Source organism: Halococcus salsus (genome assembly GCF_009900715.1).
Lineage (GTDB): Archaea > Halobacteriota > Halobacteria > Halobacteriales > Halococcaceae > Halococcus > Halococcus salsus.
Window position 1 is genome coordinate 146238 of sequence record NZ_JAAAJC010000005.1, and the last position, 19617, is coordinate 165854.

At 65.0% G+C, this 19617-nt stretch carries 23 protein-coding genes; 12 read left to right on the forward strand and 11 right to left on the reverse strand.

The annotated features are described in order from the left end of the window. Nucleotides 1-85 precede the first annotated feature (85 nt). The gene (locus GT355_RS13460) at nucleotides 86-1735 is read left to right on the forward strand and encodes a tRNA uridine(34) 5-carboxymethylaminomethyl modification radical SAM/GNAT enzyme Elp3 (protein ID WP_160135101.1); all 1650 of its coding nucleotides are present in this window, start codon (nucleotides 86-88) and stop codon (nucleotides 1733-1735) included. A 107-nt stretch (nucleotides 1736-1842) separates the two neighbouring features. Here GT355_RS13460 and GT355_RS18280 read toward each other — a convergent pair whose 3' ends face one another. Continuing rightward, nucleotides 1843-2091, reverse strand: coding sequence for a DUF7835 family putative zinc beta-ribbon protein (locus GT355_RS18280; protein ID WP_476702760.1), 249 nt, complete (start codon nucleotides 2089-2091; stop codon nucleotides 1843-1845). Nucleotides 2092-2249: 158 nt separating this feature from the next. On the opposite strand from GT355_RS18280, the gene GT355_RS13470 reads away from it, so the two are divergent. The 3 genes from GT355_RS13470 to GT355_RS13480 all read left to right on the forward strand — a co-directional run bounded on the left by GT355_RS13470 (nucleotide 2250) and on the right by GT355_RS13480 (nucleotide 4339). Beyond that, nucleotides 2250-2792 (forward strand): HIT family protein, encoded by a 543-nt coding sequence (locus tag GT355_RS13470; protein ID WP_160135102.1) that lies wholly within the window; start codon nucleotides 2250-2252, stop codon nucleotides 2790-2792. A 53-nt stretch (nucleotides 2793-2845) separates the two neighbouring features. Next, nucleotides 2846-3811: a cation diffusion facilitator family transporter gene (locus tag GT355_RS13475; RefSeq protein ID WP_160135103.1), complete on the forward strand. Its 966-nt coding sequence runs from the start codon at nucleotides 2846-2848 to the stop codon at nucleotides 3809-3811. 72 nt (nucleotides 3812-3883) lie between these two features. Further along, nucleotides 3884-4339 (forward strand): 30S ribosomal protein S19e, encoded by a 456-nt coding sequence (locus GT355_RS13480; RefSeq protein ID WP_160135104.1) that lies wholly within the window; start codon nucleotides 3884-3886, stop codon nucleotides 4337-4339. A gap of 66 nt (nucleotides 4340-4405) precedes the next feature. Here the strand turns inward: GT355_RS13480 and GT355_RS13485 are convergent, their stop codons facing one another. The 3 genes from GT355_RS13485 to GT355_RS13495 all read right to left on the reverse strand — a co-directional run bounded on the left by GT355_RS13485 (nucleotide 4406) and on the right by GT355_RS13495 (nucleotide 6311). Then, complete coding sequence (locus GT355_RS13485; RefSeq protein ID WP_160135105.1) at nucleotides 4406-4813, reverse strand: hypothetical protein; 408 nt, start codon at nucleotides 4811-4813, stop codon at nucleotides 4406-4408. Nucleotides 4814-4837: 24 nt separating this feature from the next. Continuing rightward, nucleotides 4838-5554, reverse strand: coding sequence for a twin-arginine translocation signal domain-containing protein (locus tag GT355_RS13490; RefSeq protein WP_160135106.1), 717 nt, complete (start codon nucleotides 5552-5554; stop codon nucleotides 4838-4840). A 211-nt stretch (nucleotides 5555-5765) separates the two neighbouring features. Next, nucleotides 5766-6311 carry a CDP-2,3-bis-(O-geranylgeranyl)-sn-glycerol synthase gene (locus GT355_RS13495; protein ID WP_160135107.1) on the reverse strand — a complete coding sequence of 182 codons (546 nt, stop codon included), beginning with the start codon at nucleotides 6309-6311 and terminating at the stop codon, nucleotides 5766-5768. Between the two features lie 82 nt (nucleotides 6312-6393). Here GT355_RS13495 and GT355_RS13500 point away from each other — a divergent pair, with 82 nt between their 5' ends. Both GT355_RS13500 and GT355_RS13505 read left to right on the forward strand, forming a co-directional pair. Further along, nucleotides 6394-7227: a proline dehydrogenase family protein gene (locus tag GT355_RS13500; protein WP_160135108.1), complete on the forward strand. Its 834-nt coding sequence runs from the start codon at nucleotides 6394-6396 to the stop codon at nucleotides 7225-7227. A 39-nt stretch (nucleotides 7228-7266) separates the two neighbouring features. Continuing rightward, on the forward strand, nucleotides 7267-7869 hold the full coding sequence (locus GT355_RS13505) for a DUF502 domain-containing protein (protein WP_120074865.1): 603 nt from the start codon (nucleotides 7267-7269) through the stop codon (nucleotides 7867-7869). A 366-nt stretch (nucleotides 7870-8235) separates the two neighbouring features. Here GT355_RS13505 and GT355_RS13510 read toward each other — a convergent pair whose 3' ends face one another. The 3 genes from GT355_RS13510 to GT355_RS18085 are packed head-to-tail and all read right to left on the reverse strand — an operon-like array spanning nucleotide 8236 to nucleotide 10147. Beyond that, complete coding sequence (locus GT355_RS13510; RefSeq protein ID WP_160135109.1) at nucleotides 8236-8655, reverse strand: iron-sulfur cluster assembly scaffold protein; 420 nt, start codon at nucleotides 8653-8655, stop codon at nucleotides 8236-8238. A gap of 45 nt (nucleotides 8656-8700) precedes the next feature. Further along, nucleotides 8701-9948 carry an aminotransferase class V-fold PLP-dependent enzyme gene (locus GT355_RS13515; protein ID WP_160135110.1) on the reverse strand — a complete coding sequence of 416 codons (1248 nt, stop codon included), beginning with the start codon at nucleotides 9946-9948 and terminating at the stop codon, nucleotides 8701-8703. Between the two features lie 52 nt (nucleotides 9949-10000). Beyond that, complete coding sequence (locus GT355_RS18085; protein ID WP_192928021.1) at nucleotides 10001-10147, reverse strand: hypothetical protein; 147 nt, start codon at nucleotides 10145-10147, stop codon at nucleotides 10001-10003. A 122-nt stretch (nucleotides 10148-10269) separates the two neighbouring features. Here GT355_RS18085 and GT355_RS13520 point away from each other — a divergent pair, with 122 nt between their 5' ends. After that, nucleotides 10270-10527 carry a GYD domain-containing protein gene (locus GT355_RS13520; protein ID WP_160135111.1) on the forward strand — a complete coding sequence of 86 codons (258 nt, stop codon included), beginning with the start codon at nucleotides 10270-10272 and terminating at the stop codon, nucleotides 10525-10527. Here GT355_RS13520 and GT355_RS13525 read toward each other — a convergent pair whose 3' ends face one another. After that, nucleotides 10528-10821 (reverse strand): DUF424 domain-containing protein, encoded by a 294-nt coding sequence (locus tag GT355_RS13525; protein ID WP_120074859.1) that lies wholly within the window; start codon nucleotides 10819-10821, stop codon nucleotides 10528-10530. Beyond that, nucleotides 10793-11554 (reverse strand): tetratricopeptide repeat protein, encoded by a 762-nt coding sequence (locus GT355_RS13530; RefSeq protein ID WP_160135112.1) that lies wholly within the window; start codon nucleotides 11552-11554, stop codon nucleotides 10793-10795. The genes GT355_RS13525 and GT355_RS13530 overlap by 29 nt, the downstream gene beginning before the upstream one ends. 53 nt (nucleotides 11555-11607) lie before the next feature. On the opposite strand from GT355_RS13530, the gene thpR reads away from it, so the two are divergent. Both thpR and GT355_RS13540 read left to right on the forward strand, forming a co-directional pair. Further along, nucleotides 11608-12159 carry an RNA 2',3'-cyclic phosphodiesterase gene (thpR, locus tag GT355_RS13535; RefSeq protein WP_160135113.1) on the forward strand — a complete coding sequence of 184 codons (552 nt, stop codon included), beginning with the start codon at nucleotides 11608-11610 and terminating at the stop codon, nucleotides 12157-12159. Between the two features lie 616 nt (nucleotides 12160-12775). Continuing rightward, complete coding sequence (locus GT355_RS13540) at nucleotides 12776-13999, forward strand: MFS transporter (protein WP_160135114.1); 1224 nt, start codon at nucleotides 12776-12778, stop codon at nucleotides 13997-13999. A gap of 278 nt (nucleotides 14000-14277) precedes the next feature. Here GT355_RS13540 and pdxS read toward each other — a convergent pair whose 3' ends face one another. Next, entirely contained in the window at nucleotides 14278-15186 is a 909-nt protein-coding gene (gene pdxS, locus GT355_RS13545) for a pyridoxal 5'-phosphate synthase lyase subunit PdxS (protein WP_160135115.1), read from the reverse strand. Between the two features lie 99 nt (nucleotides 15187-15285). Between pdxS and GT355_RS13550 the strand changes: the two genes are divergently transcribed. The 3 genes from GT355_RS13550 (at nucleotide 15286) to GT355_RS13560 (ending at nucleotide 18764) form a co-directional block, all read left to right on the forward strand. Continuing rightward, entirely contained in the window at nucleotides 15286-16011 is a 726-nt protein-coding gene (locus GT355_RS13550; RefSeq protein WP_160135116.1) for a DUF1405 domain-containing protein, read from the forward strand. Between the two features lie 43 nt (nucleotides 16012-16054). Next, nucleotides 16055-17173: an ORC1-type DNA replication protein gene (locus GT355_RS13555; protein WP_160135117.1), complete on the forward strand. Its 1119-nt coding sequence runs from the start codon at nucleotides 16055-16057 to the stop codon at nucleotides 17171-17173. Nucleotides 17174-17486: 313 nt separating this feature from the next. After that, nucleotides 17487-18764, forward strand: coding sequence for a Fic family protein (locus GT355_RS13560; RefSeq protein ID WP_240145815.1), 1278 nt, complete (start codon nucleotides 17487-17489; stop codon nucleotides 18762-18764). 33 nt (nucleotides 18765-18797) lie between these two features. Here the strand turns inward: GT355_RS13560 and tatC are convergent, their stop codons facing one another. Beyond that, complete coding sequence (tatC, locus tag GT355_RS13565) at nucleotides 18798-19598, reverse strand: twin-arginine translocase subunit TatC (RefSeq protein WP_160135118.1); 801 nt, start codon at nucleotides 19596-19598, stop codon at nucleotides 18798-18800. Between the last annotated feature and the right edge of the window lie 19 nt (nucleotides 19599-19617).

Below are 19617 nucleotides of genomic sequence, written 5' to 3' on the forward strand. Positions count from 1 at the left end.
ACCACTGCCGGGAACCCGGCACAGGGCACGATCCGACGAGCAACAGGCTTATTCGAACGCCACGGCGATTCTCCCACCACTACCGATGAGCACCGAGACCCAACCGACCGAGACCGAAGCGTTCGAACGGGTCTGTGAGACGCTGGTCGAGCGGATCCTCGATGGCGAGATCGAACGCGACGACGTCGAGTCGGCCAAGCTCGACGCGTGTTCGGAGTTCTCGGCCCCGAAGGTCCCGAAGAACTCCGAGATCCTCGACCGTGCGCCCGAGGGCCGCCGCGAGGAGCTCGAAAAAGTCCTCCGGCGAAAGCCCGTTAGAACCGCCTCGGGCGTCTCGCCGGTGGCGATCATGACGTCCCCCCAAATGTGTCCCCACGGGAAGTGTCTCTACTGTCCCGGCGGACCGGCCTCCGAATTTTCGAGCTCGCAGTCCTACACGGGCCACGAACCCGCCGCCGCCCGCGGGGTGCAGAACGACTACGACCCCTACGGCCAGGTCACCCTTCGGCTGAACCAGCTCCGCGAGATCGGGCACCCGGTCGACAAAGTCGAACTCATCCTGATGGGCGGGACGATGACCGCCCGGAGCCACGACTACCAGGAGTGGTTCGTCAAGCGGGCGCTCGAAGCCATGAACGACTTCGACCCGACGGCCGAACCCGATCCGTCGGAGACGGAGAGCTTCGCGCAGAGCCCTGAAGAATACGAATTCGAGTATCTCGAAGACGTGATCGCCGAGAACGAACACGGACGGATCCGGAACATCGGGACGACCTTCGAGACCAAACCCGACTGGTGTGACCCCGAACAGATCGACCGGATGCTCTCGCTTGGTGGCACGAAGGTCGAGGTCGGGGTGCAGACCACCTACGACGAGATCAACCGCGCGATGCACCGCGGCCACGGCACCCAGGCCTCAGTGGACGCGAACCGCCGGCTGCGGGACGCGGGCTTCAAGGTCGGCTTCCACATGATGCCCGGCCAGCCCGGGATGGATAGGGAGATGTGCATCGAGGACTTCAGACGGCTGTTCGAGGAGTCGGAGTGGCGGCCCGACTACCTCAAGATCTACCCGATGCTCGTGGTGCGCGGTACGCGAACCTACGACATGTGGCGCGAGGGCGAGTACGAACCCCTCGACAACGAGTCGGCCGCCGACCTCGTCGCCGAGGTCAAGTCGATGATCCCGAAGTACGTCCGTCTGCAACGGGTCCAGCGCGACATCCCCGCCGACTTCATCGACGCGGGCGTCTGGAAGTCGAACCTCCGCCAGCTCGCCCGCCAGCGGATGGACGAACACGGCTGGAGCTGCGACTGCATCCGGTGTCGTGAGGTCGGGATGAACGACGAGCCCCCCCAGAACGTCGAGCGCGACGTGCTGACCTACGAGTCGGGCGGCGGCACCGAGCAGTTCATCAGCTACGAGGACCCGGACCAGGACCTCCTCGTGGGGTTCTGCCGGCTCCGCTTCCCGAACGACCCGGTCAGGAAGGAACTCCGAAACGCGGCCATCGTGCGCGAACTCCACGTCTACGGGCCGATGGTCGAAGTCGGCCAACAGAGCGCGGACTGGCAGCACAAGGGCTACGGCGGGAAGCTCCTCCGGCACGCCGAGGCGATGGCCGCCGACGCCGGCTACGACAAACTCGCGGTCATCAGCGGCATCGGCGCGCGCGAGTACTACCGAAACCGGGGCTACCGCCAGGACGGTCCGTACGTCTCGAAGCGGCTCTGAGGGGCGGTCAGCGGAGAACCTTCTCGGCTCACGCGGCGGCTGTTCTCGCGTTCGAGGACGGGCGAGTCGCTACTGGCAGCAGGTGCTGGGGAGGAGAAACGTTCGACTTAGGCGTTGTTCATCCGCAGGGCGGTCTCGGAGCCACAGACCATGCACTCGGTTATCCGATAGGGCTCGCGGGAGAACTCCCGGTTCTCGCGTTTCTTGCTCTCGGTCCGGAGTTCTATCGAGACGGTATGTGGCGTGTCGCGTTCGCAGTCGTCGCAGGATTCGGTGAGGGCGTCTGCAGNNNNTGAGTCAGGGCTATAAAAACCCGATACCGTTATGCGTCGTTCAGACCGTTCAGCCGGCCGCATCGCCGAAGGCGACCGATATCGGTCGTTTGAAACGATCTTCGTGGTGTACCGTTCCAGCGAAGAACGATGAAACGGTCGTGAACGGCCAAAAAGCATTTATGCATGAAACAGTCCGGCGGGAAACGAGCGACTAAACGGGGGGAGGGAGTACGCCACGCATGGACCAGGTGTTCGCGCCGTGGCGCATCGAGTGGGTCGAACGCGACGAGGAGTCCGCGGGCTGTGCGTTCTGTGAACTCCCGGAGCGCGACGACGACCGCGAGGCGCGGGTCGTCGCCCGGAGCGAGCACGCGTTCTGTCTCCTCAACAACGCACCCTACAACCCGGGGCACGCGATGGTTATCCCCTACCGCCACACCGGCGACTACGCGGCCCTCGACGAGGCCGAACTCCTCGACCACTCGCGACTCGTGCAGCGGACGATCCGCGCGGTCGAAGCGGGGCTCGACCCCGACGGACTGAACACCGGGATGAACCTCGGGGATGCCGCCGGTGGGTCGATCGGCGACCACTGTCACACCCACGTCGTCCCGCGGTGGGCGGGCGACACCAACTTCATGCCGGTGACGAGCGACACGAAGGTCATCGTCGAGGCGATCGACGACACCTACGGCCACCTCCGGGCGGCCTTCGCGGACCAGGACGGGACGACCGACCGGGGAACGGACGAGGCGGTCGTCGTCGAGACCGAGACACCCTGACACGTTCGCGGACAGTCGAAGCGGCTTTGGTTCGCGCTCGCCGAGTTTCGGGTATGGAGCGTGCGGCGGCGGTCAGGCGGATCGGGCTGGTGGTGCTGGGGGCGAACGTCGTCCTCGCCGCCGCGAAGGGCTGGGTCTGGCTCGACACCGGCAGCCTCGCGGTCGGCTCCGAGGCCGTCAACAGCCTCATCGACGCCGCCTACGCCACCGTCGTGCTCGCCGGACTCTACCTCACCACCCAACCGCCCGACAGCCAGCACCCCCACGGCCACGAGCGGATCGAGCCGTTCGTCGCGCTCGCGATCGCGCTCGCGATCTTCCTGACCGGCGGGACGATCCTCTGGGACTCGGTGACGGCCATCGTTTCGGGTGCGACGACGGCCACCGAGAGCCCCGCCGCGCTCGTGGTGCTCGCCGCCGCCGCCCTCGTCAAGTTCGGGCTCTACCGGTACTGCCTCGCGGCGGGCCGAACCCACGACTCGCCCGCGCTGACCGCGACCGCGCTCGACAACCGCAACGACATCCTCACCGCGAGCGCGGCGTTCGTCGGGGTCCTCGGGGCTCGCTTTGGCTTCCCGATCCTCGACCCGGTCGCCGCCGCCATGGTCTCGGTGGGGATCCTCATCACCGGCGTCGAGGTCGTTCGGGACAACGTCCCGTACCTCATCGGCGGGGCACCCTCGGACGAACTCCAGAGTACGATCATCCGGCGCGCGCTCGCCCACCCCGACGTCGAGGGGGCCCACGACGTCATCGCCCACTACGTCGGCCCGGAGATCGACGTCAGCCTCCACATCGAGGTCGAGGGCGACCGCACCCTCTCGGAGGCCCACGACATCGAGAGCGCGGTCGTGGCGTCGATCCGGGCGCTCGACGCGGTCGACGACGTCTTCGTCCACGTCGACCCGAAGGAGCTCGGCGAGTGGAAGGTCGACCCCGAGACCGATCGCCTCGTCCACGGGGCCGACACGCGACCCACGAACGGCGACGACCCGACCCCCGACGGCGTTCGCGAGTAGCCGCGTCGGGACCCGAGGGGCTCACGAGCGGGTAACGACGCGTTTAAACCGCCGGATGAGCGTTTCGTATGTATGGCAACTCTCTACGACGTTCCGGCGGACGCGCTGATCGAGGCGCTCGCCGACCGGCTCGCGGACGAGGTCGAACAGCCCGACTGGGCGCGCTTCACGAAGACCGGCACGGGCCGCGAACTCCCGCCCGAACAGGACGACTTCTGGGCGACCCGCGCGGGGAGCCTCCTCCGTCGGGTCGCGGTCGACGGCGAGGTCGGTGTCGACCGACTCACCACCGCCTACGGCGGCTCGAAGGGCGGTTCGAACCGCTACCAGGTCGCGCCCGCCCGGGCGACCGAGGGGAGCGGCAAGATCATCCGAACCATCCTCCAGCAGCTCGAAACGGCCGGCTACGTCGAGACCGCCGAGGGCGAGGGTCGACGCGTCACCGCCGAGGGCCGAAGCCTCCTCGACGAGACCGCGGGCGACGTGCTTTCCGACCTCGACCGGCCGGAACTCGAACGCTACGCCTGAACGAAGGGAACTTTTTCGACCGCTGTTTCTCACGATCTCCGACGAGTGGGTACAGTACGGTTCGGCTCACGACGACCGCGTTCGGCCGCGCCGGAGGTAGGTGATGGCGACGGCGAGCGCCGCGAGCGCCTGGAACACGTACCCCACCACGACGAGCAGCCCGGCGGGACTCCCCGGACCGGTCGTCGTGACCAGATAGGTCCCGAACGGCACCGCCCACTGACCGCCGACCGCACAGATCGCCAGGAGGTCGACCCAGCCCTTGAATACCTCGTCGAGCACCATCCCGTAGAACAGCACCGCGAGCGACCCGACCAATAGCGCGGTCGGGATCGTACCGAGCCAGCCGGGGACCGACTGCGCGCCACCGTAGAGGATCGGGTCGCGGAGGAGTGCAGTGTAGGACTCGACGACGAACCCGACGGCTAACCCGACGAATCCAGACAGGCGAAGGAGATACGAGAATCGACTCATGGGAATGGGACGAAGTCGAGGTAGTTAGACTGCGGTGGTTCCTTCGTCGTCGGCGGCGCTCGCCTCGGCGTTCGAGGAGGTTATCTCCGCGGTGACGGTGCCGTCGGGGTTCGTGACCTCGACGGTGAACGAGATGGTGGCCTCGGCCGCGTCGACGGACGTCCCGCCGATGTTCGTCGTCCCGGACGAGGTGAGCCGCAGCGTGACGTCCTGGCTCTGGGAAGCACCCTGCGCGACGTCCGTCGGGAAATCGCTGGTCGTGATGTCCGTGCCGTCAATGATCGAGAGCGGCGCACACGTCACGGTCGCCGTCCCGTCGTAGTTGCTCATGTCGTCGGCGTCGAACAAGCTGATGGCGCTTGCGCTCGCGTCTACGACGCCCGTCTCGGAGTAGACGGTGTGAGTCGCGCCCCCGACGTCGGCCACGAGGTCGAAGTCGAAGCCGGAGACACCGCCACCGAAGTTGGCCCAGTCGAGGGCGAACACCGGGGCGACGGTGACGTCCGTCACCTCGCCGGCGTTGGTCGTCACGGGGACGACACCCTCACCGTTCTCCTCGAAGGTGCTCGCCGCGAGCGAGGGCTGGGTTCCGTACCAGAGCCCGAGTCCGGCGAGCGCGGCCACACCGATCGCCCCAGCCGTCCCCTTCATCAGGTGTCGGCGGGTGAAGAACGTCGTCGGTTCGGTCGATTCGTCGTCGGATCCGGTGCCATCGAACTGAAATGCTGCTTCGTTGCTCATTGTTTCCCTCTACAGCGGCTGATTCATCCACACAACCGCGTTGGTCCAGCAAAAACCGCTTGTGGTTTAACTGGCTACCAGTACGAACGGATACACTAAACATATATTTTTCTAAACGTTTCTCAACGATGGTTCAGTTGTTCGTCTCGGAAGACGAGAAGTGTAGGGAGCCGCCGACGACGTCGTTTCGCGACCGGCGCGAGGCGTTCCCTCACCAGGGTTCGCTCTTGAGTCCGGCACGGTAGGCGATGAAGTTGGTGCCGAGGTGGAGCAGCGGGGTGAGGACGAGCACGACGACGAGTACCGGCGGGGTGAACGTCGCCGCGAACCAATCGAGCGCGGCGAGCGCGGCGAACACGAGGCTGCCGACCACGAAGTCGTACTGGTCGAGGCCGGGAAAGGCCGCGCCGCGTTCGCGTCCCGTGCGGCGTTTGAGCCCCGACGCGGCGATGTCGCCGACCATCGCGCCGAACGGGAGCGCGACCATCACCAACGGCGGGAACGTCGGTATCGAGAACCCGGTCGCGCCCGCGACCGTCGGCGCGAGGGCGTTGAGGACGAGCGCGACCACCGCGCCGGCGAGGGTGCCGACGGCGGTACCCCGCCAGGTCTTGCCGTCGCCGAGGAGTCGGGCCCCACCGAGGGTGCGGCCGCCGTCGATCGGTCGGCCGCCGCCGGCGAGGACCGCGGCGTTGTTCGGGACGTAGGCCGGCCCCATAGCCCAGATGGCGACGACGATGGTCTCGACGAGGCTCACGGCTTCGAGTCGCCGCGCGGGACTTTAATTCCCGTGGTCCGGGGAACGATACGCCTTTGGCGCTTTGGCAAAATTTGCAGGCATGATCCCACCGATCGCGAACCGGTTCGTCGCTGGCGAGACCCACGAGGCGGTCGTCGACCACGCCCGCGAACTCGAAACCCACGGGGTCCGAAGCATCTGCAACCTCCTCGGCGAACACTACACTGCCCCCGAGCCCGCGGCCGCCGACCGCGACGCCTACCGCTCGCTCCTCGACGCGATCGCCGCCGCCGACGTCGGCGCGTGTATCTCGGTCAAACCCTCGCAGATCGGGCTCGACGTCTCCGAGGACTGCTTTCGCGACAACTTCGAGCAGATCGTCGACCACGCCGAAGCGAGCGGGACGTTCGTCTGGCTCGATATGGAGGACCACTCCACGACCGACCCCACGCTCGACGCCTACACCCACCACGCCGACGAGTACGAGCAGGTCGGGGTCTGCGTCCAGGCCAACCTCAAGCGCACCCCCGAGGACCTCCGTCGGCTCGCCGACTCCCCCGGCAAAGTCCGGCTGGTGAAGGGGGCCTACGACGAACCCGGCCACCTCGCTCACCGGGGGCGTGCGCAGGTCAACGACGCCTACCGCGAGTGTCTCGATATCATGTTCGAGCGCTTCGACGACGGCATCGCGGTCGCGAGTCACGACGCCGCGATGGTGAAACACGCCGTCGACCGCCACGAGGAGTACGGCACCGACTTCGAGATCCAGATGCTGATGGGGGTCAGAAACGAGGTCCAGTACGACCTCGCCGACCGCTACGACGTCTGGCAGTACGTCCCCTACGGCGGCAAGTGGTTCTCGTACTTCTCGCGCCGGGTGATGGAGCGCCGCGAGAACCTCACGTTCGCCCTCCGTGCGCTGGTCGGTCGATAGGGGAAGCGCTGATAACGCTTCCCGCGTATCTTCGACCGAATGACTTCCCTGCGCCGTGACGCCACGAGCGGCCTGGTCGTGCTCGTCCCGATCATCGTCACGCTCTACGTTCTCGCTTTCATCTACCGGACGATCGCCGGGCTCCCGCTCATCGAGACCATCGAACCCTCCTGGGTCCGGGTCCCGCTCACTTTGCTGGTGTTCGCGGCGCTCGTGCTCGCCATCGGCTACCTGATGCGCACCGCGAGCGGCCCCCTCGTCGAGGAGGCCATCGACGGCGTGATGAACCGGGTGCCGGGTCTCCGGGTGGTCTACAACGCCTCGAAGATGGGGGTCGAAACCGCCGTCACCGGCACCGGCGACCTCCAAGCCCCGGTCAAACTCGAGACCTGGGAGGGCCTCCGGATGACGGCGTTCAAAACCGGCACCCGGACCGACGACGGCCGCGACATCCTCTTTTTACCCACCGCCCCCAACATCACCACCGGCTTCGTCATCGAGGTCACCCCCGACCAGTACGAGGAGACCGACGAACGCGTCGAGGACGCCCTCACGCGCGTTTTGAGCGCGGGTTTCGGCGAGGCCGACGAATCAGGCCTCTCGCCCGCCGGCCGTACGCCGTCGCCGACCGACGACGACTAAACCCCACCTTTTGCTGCGGTCGCTCACTTCGTTCGCTCCCTGGCAAAATGTGGATCAAAAGCCGTCGTCACCCCCTGCGGGGGTTCCTCGGCCCGCTCGCTCCCTCCGGTCGCTCGCGGTGGGATCACTACTCTCTCCGCAACCGCCAACCGCTCCAGCACCGCACCGCCGAAGCCCTCAGTCGCTCGTTTCACTCGCTCCTTCGCCCTTCATCCACCAGGAGAGCACCGCTCTCCTGCGCCTCGGCTCGCTCCCGCTCGCCGAGACACCAAGCCCACAACCACATCGCGGCCGCACTACAGCCGCCGGCCGCGGCCGCACCGCGCCCGCTGGCCGCAGAGCGGCCACGAATCCCTCGAAAAGCAGCTACTCGGTTTTGGTCTTCTCGATGCTGGTCTTCTCGCCCCGGTAGATCGCCGCGCCGTCCTGGGCCACCATCTCCACGAGCACCGCACACTTGACTCGCATCGGGCTGATGTCCACACCCAGGAGGTCGATCACGTCGTCGCGGTCCAGCTCGTCGAGCTCGTCGAGGGTCATCCCTTGGAGTTCGCTCGTGAGCATGCTCGCGCTGGCCTGGCTGATCGCACAGCCGTCCCCGCGGAACGCCGCCCGCTCGATGGTCTCGCCGTCGTCGTCGAGCTCGATGTCCACCGCGATCTCGTCGCCACACATCGGGTTCTCGCCGATGTGTGAGAAGGTGGGCTCGTCGAGCTCGCCGTAGTTCCGCGGGTTCTTGTAGTGATCGAGTATCTGCTGACGATACATGTCCGAACCCATGCTCATAGTGAACCCGAGTAGGCCTGTCCGACGCAAAAGGATTCCGGGGGTTCAGCCGAACAGCTGCCGCGCGTCGTCGATGGCCTCGATGAGTTCGTCGACCTCTTCCTCCGTGTTGTAGAGGTAGAACGATGCGCGGGCCGAGGCCGCCGTCCCGAGCACGTCGTGGAGCGGCTGGGTGCAGTGGTCGCCCGGTCGGATGGCGACGGCGTGGTCGTTCATGATGCTCGCGAGGTCGTGGGCGTGGACCCCCTCCAGATTGAACGAGACGAGGCCGGCGCGTTCGTCCGCCGGCGGCCCGTAGACCTCGATGTCGTCGAACTCGTCCATCCGGTCCATCGCGTACTCCACGAGCTCGCGTTCGTGGCGCTCGATCCGTTCGAGACCCACGTCGTCGAGGTAGTCGGCGGCCTCGGCGAACCCGATGGCCTCCGCGATGGGCGGCGTGCCCGCCTCGAACTTCTCGGGCACCTCGGCCCACGTCGTCCGGTCGAAGGCGACCTTCCGCACCATTCCACCGCCGTACATGAACGGCTCCATCGCCGCCAGCAGGTCCTCCTTCCCGTACAGACCGCCGATACCCGTCGGCCCGCACATCTTGTGCCCCGAGAAGGCGTAGAAGTCCACGTCGAGCGCCTCGACGTCGACCCGCTGGTGTGGCACGGCCTGCGCGCCGTCGACGAAGATGAAACTACCGTGGTCGTGGGCGACCTCGGCGAGGTCGGCGATGGGGTTGATCGTCCCGAGGGTGTTCGAGACGTGCGTCACCGAGACCATCTCGGTGTCGTCGGTGATCAGCTCCTTCGCGTGGTCCATGTCGAGCCGACCCGCGTCGTCGATACCGATGAACTTCACGTCGGCTCCGGTGCGCTCGGCGATCTGTTGCCAGGTCACCAGCGCGGAGTGGTGTTCCATCTCCGAGAGCACTACCTCGTCGCCGGGGCCGAGCTCCCGGAGGCCCCACGCGAAGGCCACGAGGTTCAACCCCTCGGTGGTGTTCTTCGTGAAGACCATCTCCGAGCGCCCGCCCGAGGCCCCGACGAACTCGGCGAGCCGGTCGTGGGCCTCCTCGTAGGCCACCGAGGACTCCTGACTCAAGTGATGGATCCCGCGGTGGACGTTGGCGTTCGTCCCCCGGTAGTAGTCGCTCATCGCGTCGACCACCCGGTCGGGGGTCTGGCTCGTGGCGGCGTTGTCGAGGTAGACCACGCGCTGGCCGTCGCCGACCTCGCGTTCGAGGATCGGGAACTCGCTTCGAAGCCGTTCGACGTCGAGCGGTTCCTCGGTTTGCGTACTCATTGGCCTCGTTACGCTCCCGAGGCGGAACATTCCTTCGGTCGGTTCGACGTGCTCAGAGCACCCGTCGGGACATCACGACGAGCCCGACCACGAGCAGTCCGATCCCCCAGTAGAGCGAATCGTAGGGGGCGACCTTGAGCAACAGCGTGACGATACCCGAGGTGAACAGCGACCAGCCGATGGTCGTCGAGTAGCTCATGTCCGTACACACGCCGGTCGACGGATAAGGGCTGAGCCGGCATTCACAAGCGCTCGCGACACGGAACCACCGCTCGGCGAACGGCCGGAATCCCTTTTCGGCGTCGCCTCGAAACCGAGGGTATGCAGACGTGGGTCGCGCTCGTCGAAGCGGTCGACGCGGAGTTCCAGAACCTCCAGGAGCTCGCCTCGCTCTGGGGTGACATCAGTCTCGAACTGGAGGACGTCGACGCCGAACTCGCGGACACCTACGCCCTCCTCGGGCGCTACGACTTCCTCGTGGTCTTCGAGGTCTCGACGGCCGCCGCCCGCCACGGGCTCGACATGGACACGATGGAGGGCGTTCCGATAGAGGAGTTCGGTGCGCTCGTCGGCGAGTAGCTACCCGAGCCGCAACAGCTGGGCGTGGGCCGTCCCGCCGAGGTCGAGGACGTTCCCCTCCTCGACGAACCCGTGCTCGACCGCGAGGTCCACCGATTCGGCACCCACGATGTTCGCCACGCGGGCACGCGCGAGACTCGCCACCACCCGGTCCTCGTCGGCGGGCTCGCCGTCGTAGAACTCCTCGGTGACCTCGAACGGCACGCCGTCGTTGTCGAAGGTCTCGCCGAGGACGGCCTCGTCACACACCGAGACGAGACGCCCCTCAGGCGTTTCGCGCTCGTTGACGATCACGGACGAGTTCCTCCTCGGCCTGTTCGCGAAGCTCGCGGGCCTCCTCGGCCACCTCCTCCGCGCGGTCGTCCTGACCGGTCTCCTCCAAAGCACGCGCCTTCTCCTCAAGCACCTCGGCGTTTCGGAAACCCAGCCGGAGCGCGTTGTCGAAGTTGTTGAGTGCCTCCTCGGCGAGCCCGCGTTCGAGCAGGAAGAAGCCCCGGTTGTACCAGCCCTGAGCGAAGCGGTGGTCGCGCTCGACCGCCCGCTCGGCGTGGTCGAGCGCCTGTTCCGTCTGGCCGCTCTCCCAGAGCGCGTAGGCCAGGTTGGTCTCGGCGCTCGCGGCGTGCTCGGAGTCGGCGTCGAGCGAGAGCGCCTCCTGGTAAGCCCCGATGGCGGCGTCGTACTCCTCCAGCTCGGCGTGGGCCGCGCCCTTGTTGACCCACGCCTCCTGTTCGAGGTGGTCGTCCTCGGCGAACCGTGCGGCACGCTCGAAAGTCTCGGTGGCCTGTTCGTACCGGTTGATCTCGATGTAGCTCAGGCCGACGTCGATGAGTTCCTCGACGTCGACGTCGCCAGCGATCTGGCGCTCGTCGAGCAGGTCCGAGAGCACGCGCGAGTCCACCGGGTCGACCTCGCTCGGGTCGACCGCGAGTTCGGGCGGGTCGAGGTCGAACCCCTCGGGGTCGGAAAAGCCCTCACCCTCCGAGAACGGGTGCGAACCACCCTCTCGTTCGTCGTCAGGGTCAGTCATGGCCTGGCCTACGGGACGACCCCGATTAAGGCCTACGGCCTGTTACGCACTCCATGCGACTGTTCGTCAGCGTCGGTCTCGACGGCCTCGAGGAGGCGATCGCCACCGTACAGGACCCCCTCACGGACGCGGGCGGGATCCGCCTCACGGACCCCGACCACGTTCACGTCACGCTGAAGTTCCTCGGCGAGATCGACGGATCGCGCGTTTCGGACCTCGTCGACGCCCTCGAAACCGCGGTCGGGGAGAGCGACGTCGACCCGTTCACGACCGAGTTCGGCGGGCTCGGCGCGTTCCCGAGCGCCGAGTACATCCGGGTGGTCTGGGTCGGCGTCCGCACGGGTGGCGACGACCTCACACAGCTCCACGAGGCCATCGAACGGAAGACGGTCGACCTGGGATTCGACCCCGCCGACCACGCGTTCACGCCGCACGCGACGATAGCTCGAATGGACCACGCCGGCGGGAAGGAACGGGTGCAGCGCGCGCTCCGCGAGACCGACCCGACCGTCGGGACCCGCGAGGTCGATTCCATCCGTCTTACCGAGAGCGTGCTCACCGACGACGGTCCCGAGTACACCACCGTCGAGCGGTTCGAGCTGTAGTCGCGAGCGCTCGGGGTCGGTGGTCTCGAAACCGGGCATCGCATCGAGTTCGATATGCGTGACAGTACGCGGGGTTAAGTCGAAGACCGCGCGAGCGACCTTTCGGCCGAGTCGGTTCAATTTATCCCCGTCGATGTCGTCCTCGCTAATGTAGTAGCCTCGGAGTGGCGGAAGGCCTGGATCAACCTCGCGGAGCCACGGCTCCGTGTGGTCACTTTCGAAGAAACACCACGGGAACATCTCGATCGACGCGATCGCGTTCTCGGCCTGTGACTTACTGTTGTACGTGTCGCGCTCGACGCCGTTCTCGTGATCGACGACCCACTCGTGGCCCCGGAGATACCGTTCAGCAGGAACCGGCCACTCCACTTTGTGGTCCGGGTGGCTGTGTTCGGCGGGTTCGAAGTCGTACGCAGCGCTGCTGTGGGGTTCGAATACCCAGGCCGTATCGCACGCCATACACTCGACGATCAGCGCATCGTCGTCGACATCGAGGTCGTCGAGGGAACGAACCATACCCCCACGTCGCATCGGTCCGCCATCCGCTTTGTGTTGGTTCTGGAGGTGTGTTGGGCGGATCACTACGTTCATACGCTGTTCGAACGGATCCGGACGAATGCAGACGTCCCCCAACTCGATCGAACGCCGGCTCGCGACGACCGGCGGGGGGCTCCGCGGCGACGGCCGCGGCTGGACGCTCATCGTGGTCGCCGCCGGCTGGTTTCTCATCCTCGGCGGCCGGTATCTCTTCCCCGAGATCCTCCCCCACATCCGCGCGTACTTCGCCGTCAGCAATGCCACGGCGGGGCTCGCGATCACGGTCGTCTGGGCGGCCTACGCGCTGATGCAGTTCCCCGCCGGGGCCGCGGCGGACCACCTCGGCGAGCGCACGCTGCTCGTGACCTGCCTCGTGGTCTCGGCCGGCGCGGTCGTCGCGGTGAGCCTCGCGCCCACCTTCGGGCTGTTCGTCGTCGGCTGTGCGCTGTTCGGTCTCGGGACGGGGCTCTACGGCCCGGCACGCGGGATGGTTCTCTCGGACGTCTTCGGCGACCGCGACGGCACCGCCATCGGTGCGACGCTCGCCGCCGGGAGCGTCGGGTCGGCGGCGATCCCGCTCGTCGCGAACACGCTGGTCGGCCCGCTCTCGTGGCAGACCACCGTCGCGCTCCTCGCGGTACCCTTCCTCCTCGTCGCGGTCGGGATCTATCGAGCGGTGCCACAGCGCACCCCGACCGATCCCCCGCCGCGCCCGTCGGTCCGTGGGGTCGTCCGCTCGCTCTCTACCGCCGTCTCACGGCGCTCCGCGACCGCCGTCGTCGCCGCGACCCTCCTGCTGTTCGTCATGCAGGGACTCTCGTCGTTCCTCCCGACCTACCTGATCTCGGTGAAAGAGCTCTCGGGCGGGGCCGCGGCCGGCCTGTTCGCGCTCTTCTTCCTCTCCGGCGCGCTCACGCAGTCGATAGCCGGCAACGCCGCCGACCGCCTCGGCGACCGGACGGTACTGCTCGCGCTCGCGTCGTTCGGCGTGGTGCCGCTCGCCGTGCTCCCGTTCGTCGAGGGTCTCGTGCCGCTCGCCGTTGTCACGATACTCCTTGGAACGCGGCTCGGACTCGACCCGGTGAGCAACGCCTACATCATCGCCGTGATGCCGCCCGCGGTCCGCGGGATGGCGTGGGGCTTCTTCCGAACGCTCTTTTTCTTCCTCGCGGCGACCGGGTCGACAGTGGTTGGAGTGTTCTTCGACTACGGTCTCCGCGACGAGGTGTTCTTCGTTCTCGCTGGTATCACCGCGCTCGGGGCCGCCTGCTACGTCTACCTGCCAGCGCGGGATGCCGTCTAAGTGTCGACATCGGGTGAACCCACAAAAGAGCTACAAGTTAGTCGGCTGCAGGCCAGTCATGTGGCTGACCGCCGTGATAGTTTTTCTGCCGGGAACGCTCTGTATCGCTCGTTCGTACAGCGCGAGAACGGGGCGCAGAGCGTTTCTACGGATAACGGGAGTGCTGTTGCTTCTCGTCGGGGTGTTCGTCTACAGCGCGGTGGGTGCTCCTGGACCGACCACTCCGTCGGGAATGCCACATCCGTAGATCCGTCCACAAAGTACCGACGAAAACGGGATTAGACGCCGCGGCCCTGCAGCATCTCCTCTTCGGGGAGATCGGCGTTCGCGTCACCTTTCATCCCTTTCCCCGTACTGGTCGCGATCCGGGCGAGTTTCTCGGGGTCGTCCCAGGCGTTGGTGGCCTCGACGATGGCCTCACCCATCGCCTCGGGGTTCTCGGCCCCGAAGATGCCCGACCCGACGAAGATACCGTCGCAGTCGTGGTGCATCATCAGCGCGGCGTCGGCGGGGGTGGCGATGCCGCCGGCGGCGAAGTTCACCACGGGCAGGCGACCCGCTTCGGCGGTCTCGTGGACGAGGTCGGCGGGAGCTTCGATCTCGCGGGCGTAGGCCTCGCGCTCCTCGTGACTCATTCCTTCGAGCTTGCGGATCGCGCCCTTGATCGTCCGCTGGTGGTAGACGGCCTGGTTGACGTCGCCGGTGCCGGCCTCGCCCTTCGTCCGGATCATCGCTGCGCCCTCGCCGATTCTCCTGAGGGCCTCGCCGAGGTCGCGTGCACCGCAGACGAACGGCGCGGTGAAGTCGCGCTTGTCGATGTGGTAGTCGTCGTCGGCGGGCGTGAGGACCTCCGACTCGTCGATCATATCGACGCCGACCGCTTCGAGGATCTGGGCCTCCTTCGTGTGACCGATCCTGGATTTGCCCATCACCGGGATCGAGACCTCCTCGATGATCTCGGAGATGTCGGCGGGATCGGCCATCCGGGCGACGCCGCCGCGCTTTCGGATGTCGGCGGGGACGGCTTCGAGCGCCATCACGGCCACCGCGCCAGCGTCCTCGGCGATCCGTGCCTGTTCGGCGTTCACGACGTCCATGATGACGCCGCCCTGCTGCATCCGCGCGAACCCGCGCTTGACGAGTTCGGTGCCGCGCTTGAGGTCTTCGAGATCGGTCTCCTCGGCCATGGTGGGTCTACCGTCCGGATTCACTTAACCCTCGTCTTCGGCGAGTCAGGGGATACCACGACCGCTACCGTTTTGCCACGCCCGCTCGACCCCCGCACAATGGCCGAAGCAGGCGGTGCTGGTGCGCTGGGTCGGTTCCTCGACGGGTCGATACCCGACCGCGAGGCGCTGCCGTGGTACGTCGCGCCGGTGCCCGCTATCCTCGAAGACCTCGGGCTTCGGCTCGCGTGGCTCGTCGTCGCCGTCAACCTCGCAGGTACCGCTTTCGGCTTCTGGTACTACCGCTTCCAGTTCGCGTTCGAGCCGTTGGCGGCGTGGCCGGTGGTCCCCGACAGCCCCATGGCGACCCTGTTCATCGCGCTCTCGATCGCCGCCTGGAAGCTCGGCCGGTCGAACGAGCTGCTCGACATGCTCGCCTTCTTCGGCTGTCTCAAACTCGGCTTCTGGACGCCGTTCACCCTCCTGGCCTTCCACGACGCCTTCCTCGCGAGCACCCCGCTCTGGCTCTATCTATTCCTCTTCTTCAGCCACCTCGCGATGGCCGTCGAGGGGTTCGTGATCCACCGCTACAGCGACTTCTCGGTCTGGGCGGTCGCTATTGCCCTCCTCTGGTACGGCTTCAACGACGTCGTGGACTACTTCATCCCGATCGTCGGAACGACCCACCACACACAGCTGCCGGGCCAGTACGTCGTCGGCGGCGTCATCCAGCACGTCTGGCCGGTCCACCGGGTCGCCGCCGCGGGCGCGGTGGTGCTCACCATGACGATCACGTTTCTGGCGCTCACGACCCGGATCGAGAAGTTGCAACGCGCCGATAGCTGAGACCGCCGAAGGGTTGAAGCCGCCCGCGAGCGTGGTGAAAGTGATGGCGGACGATGGGATGCTCTCGTGGGACGAGTCGGTCTTCCGTGACGAACACGTCTTCGAGGTCGACTACCTCCCCGAGACGTTCCACCACCGCGAGAATCAACTCAACGGGCTCCAGTACGCCCTCCGGCCCGCGGTCCGTGGCTCGCGCCCGCTCAACGCGATGGTTCGCGGCCCACCCGGAACGGGGAAGACCACCGCGATCCAGAAGCTCTTCGCCGAGCTCGACGGCCGGCGTGGCGTGAGAACCGTCAGAGTCAACTGTCAGGTCGATTCGACCCGCTACGCCGTCTTTTCACGGATCTTCGAGGCGATCTTCGAGTACGAACCGCCCGCGAGCGGGATCTCCTTCAAGAGCCTCTTCGAGCAGATCGCCGACCACCTCACCGACGAGAACGAGGTTCTCACCGTGTGTCTCGACGACGTGAACTACCTCTTCTACGAGGGCGAGGCCTCCGAGACCCTCTATTCGCTTCTCAGAGCCCACGAGACCCACGCCGGCGCGAAAGTCGGCGTTCTCTTGGTTTCCTCGGACCTCGACCTCGACGTGGTGGCCGAACTCGACAGTCGCGTCCAGAGCGTCTTTCGCCCGGAAGAGGTGTTCTTCCCGGCCTACGGCGAGAACGAGGTGGTCGACATCCTCGACGAGCGGGTGCGGCGCGGCTTCCGTGAGGGGGTGGTGGGGCCGACGGTTTTGGATCGGGTCGCCGAACTCACCGCCGGCACGGGCGACCTCCGGGTCGGGATCGACCTCCTGCGGCGCGCGGGCCTCCACGCCGAGGGTCGCGCGAGCGAGCGCGTCGAGGCCGAGGACGTCGAAGCCGCCTACGAGAAATCGCGTCACGTCCACCTCTCACGGCGGGTGCGCGGGCTCACCGACTCCGAGCGCGCGCTGCTCCGTGTCGTCGCCGAGTACGACGGCGACCGCGCGGGTGACGTCTACGAGGCCTTCCACGACGAGACCGACCTCGGCTACACCCGCTACTCCGAGATCGTCAACAAGCTCGACCGGGTAGGCCTCATCGAGGCCACCTACACCACCGTCGAGGGTCGCGGCCGCTCGCGCGAGCTCTCGCTGGCCTACGACGCCGACGCGGTTCGTGACCGGCTGTCGTAATAAAACAGCATTTTCTGAAGGTCTCCTCTATAGAAAACGTGGTAGAAATTGTTAACGATTGAACCAGATATCTACAGTAACCGCTGTTCAAAACTATCGAGTTGAATTTTCACAAGAGACATCACAGACGCTCTTATTCAAATTCGGTTATGACCGGTGCAGAGTGACGCTACAGCTAAAGAGACGTTGTAGCGACGAGGTTCTATCAAACCAACCGTGGGACATCAATTTGAATAGAGCCTGAATAGAGGGGGCGTAGATCAAAATAACCCCGAAGAATTTTAATTGAGCGCCGCTTATTCAATCACAAGCGATGATCGACGGGTATGATCTCCCGGACGAAGCACCTGGAGAATATATTCCTCTCCGTGAAGATAGAGGATTAGCAAAAGCGTATCGACCGAACCCCCTCCCTCCGAAATTAGCTGTCTCTTCTGAGATAGTAGAAGAGCTAACGTCAGCAGCATATGCGTTGGGCCAGTTAGATGGAGTCGCAGGCGAGGTTGAGCAACGTAATGCTATTTTCAGCTCTTTTGTCTACAAAGAAGCTGAACAATCGTCGCAAATTGAAGGAACTCGTGTGACGGTTTCCGATATTCGTCGTTACGAGATGGGTGCTGACAAAATCGAACAGCTCGAAGCATCCGAAGACGAGCTTGATGACATCCGCGAAGCAAAAAACTATATTCAGGCACTCAGCGAGGGTATAAGCCACTTCAACGAAGTTGGCAGAAGTTGGAAAAATATTGATCAATCCCTACTCAAATCGATCCATGAGACACTCATGGTTGGTGGTCGGACCGATGAAGACGATCTTATGCCTGGTGAATTTCGTTACGATCACGGCGATTTCGTGGTGATCAAAGAAGAAGAAAGTTGGAAAAAGCCGATTCGATTTGTTCCGCCCAAACCCAACATGGCACATGCTGATTTAGATGCACTCATTGAGTACATTCAAAGCGGTGGTGATTATCCAACACTTATCGATATTGCACTCATACACTATCAGTTTGAGACGATTCATCCATTTCGTGATGGTAATGGACGGGTTGGGCGATTGCTGATCATTCTGCTTTTGATCAGCGGAGATACGCTAGCTCACCCCGTGTTATACCTCAGTTCATACTTCAGGCAGTTTCGTGACCAATATACCGATTTGCTGTTGAATGTTTCAGAGAAGGGGGTGTGGGAAGAATGGATCCTCTTTTTCTTAACAGGAATTCGTCGGCAGGCAGAGGAGGCATTCGTTCGTGCAAAACTACTTCTAGTGCTTCGTGATCGGTACAAAACAACGTACGCTACTGCCCCAACATCCGTGAGTCGTCTCACTGAGGGGCTTATTTCTAAACCATACTTCTCTGTTAACGAAGCTGCAGAAATGATGGGAATGACATATCAATCAGCTAGCAACGCTATTGAGCAGCTCGTTGCCGATGGTCGTGTACGACAATTCAATGATCAACGGCGTAACCGAATATTTGAAGCTATTGACGTCACCGCGATAATAGAATATGATTATGCACAGTTGCCAGAGCCACGGGATGTCGTTGACCGGGATACAGTAGACCTTCCTTTAGATATCGGCCCTTGATTCAAGTGAAGGTCAACAATCCCATGTTGCAGATCATTCGGTCCACCGGAGCAAGAGGAGCGTCCCCTCGAACAGCGTGATCATCGTCGCGGCGACGATGATCGGGGCCATCCCGGTCGGGTCGGGGCTGAAGAGGAAGGCGACCCCGATGAACGTCCCCCAGAAGTAGAGCCGCTTGCTCGCGAGCCACGCCCGCGTCGTGATCCCCATCATGATCGCGAGCATCACGAACAGCGGGATCTGGAAGACGAGCGCGAAAAAGCCCATCAACAGCGTCATCAGCCCGAAGGTCTCGGTGAGGCCGAACGCGATGTTCGCGGCGGCCTCGGAGTAGCTCAGGAAGTAGGTGAAGATAACGGGCAAGACGACCAGGAAGGCGAACGCCACACCCACGACCGCGAGCACGAGGCTCGCCGGCACCGACGCGATGTAGTAGCGGCGCTCGCGGGGGTAGAGCCCGGGGCGCATGAAGGCGTAGGTCTCGTAGACGAAGAGGGGCAGCGCCACCACGAAGCCCGCGAGGGTCGAGACCTTGAGCCGCGCGAGGATCAATCCGAGCGGGTCGTAGACCCGGGGACACGCCGCCACGTCGGCGGGCGCGTCCGGACAGAGCTGGGCCGAGCCGGGCAGCAGGGAGTACCAGATGAAGTTGATGAGGTCGTCGGCCACGAGGAAGACGACGCCCGAGACCAGCGCCATTGCCACGAGCACCACCCCCAGCCGCTTTATCATCTCCTCGATGTGGTCGGCGAGCGGCATCTCGGCGTCGTCGAGCGGCGCGTTCGACTCGCTCGATTCGTTCGTGACGCCCCCTGTCCCCGTCGATTCCGCCATCGTATGGTCGATGGTCGCG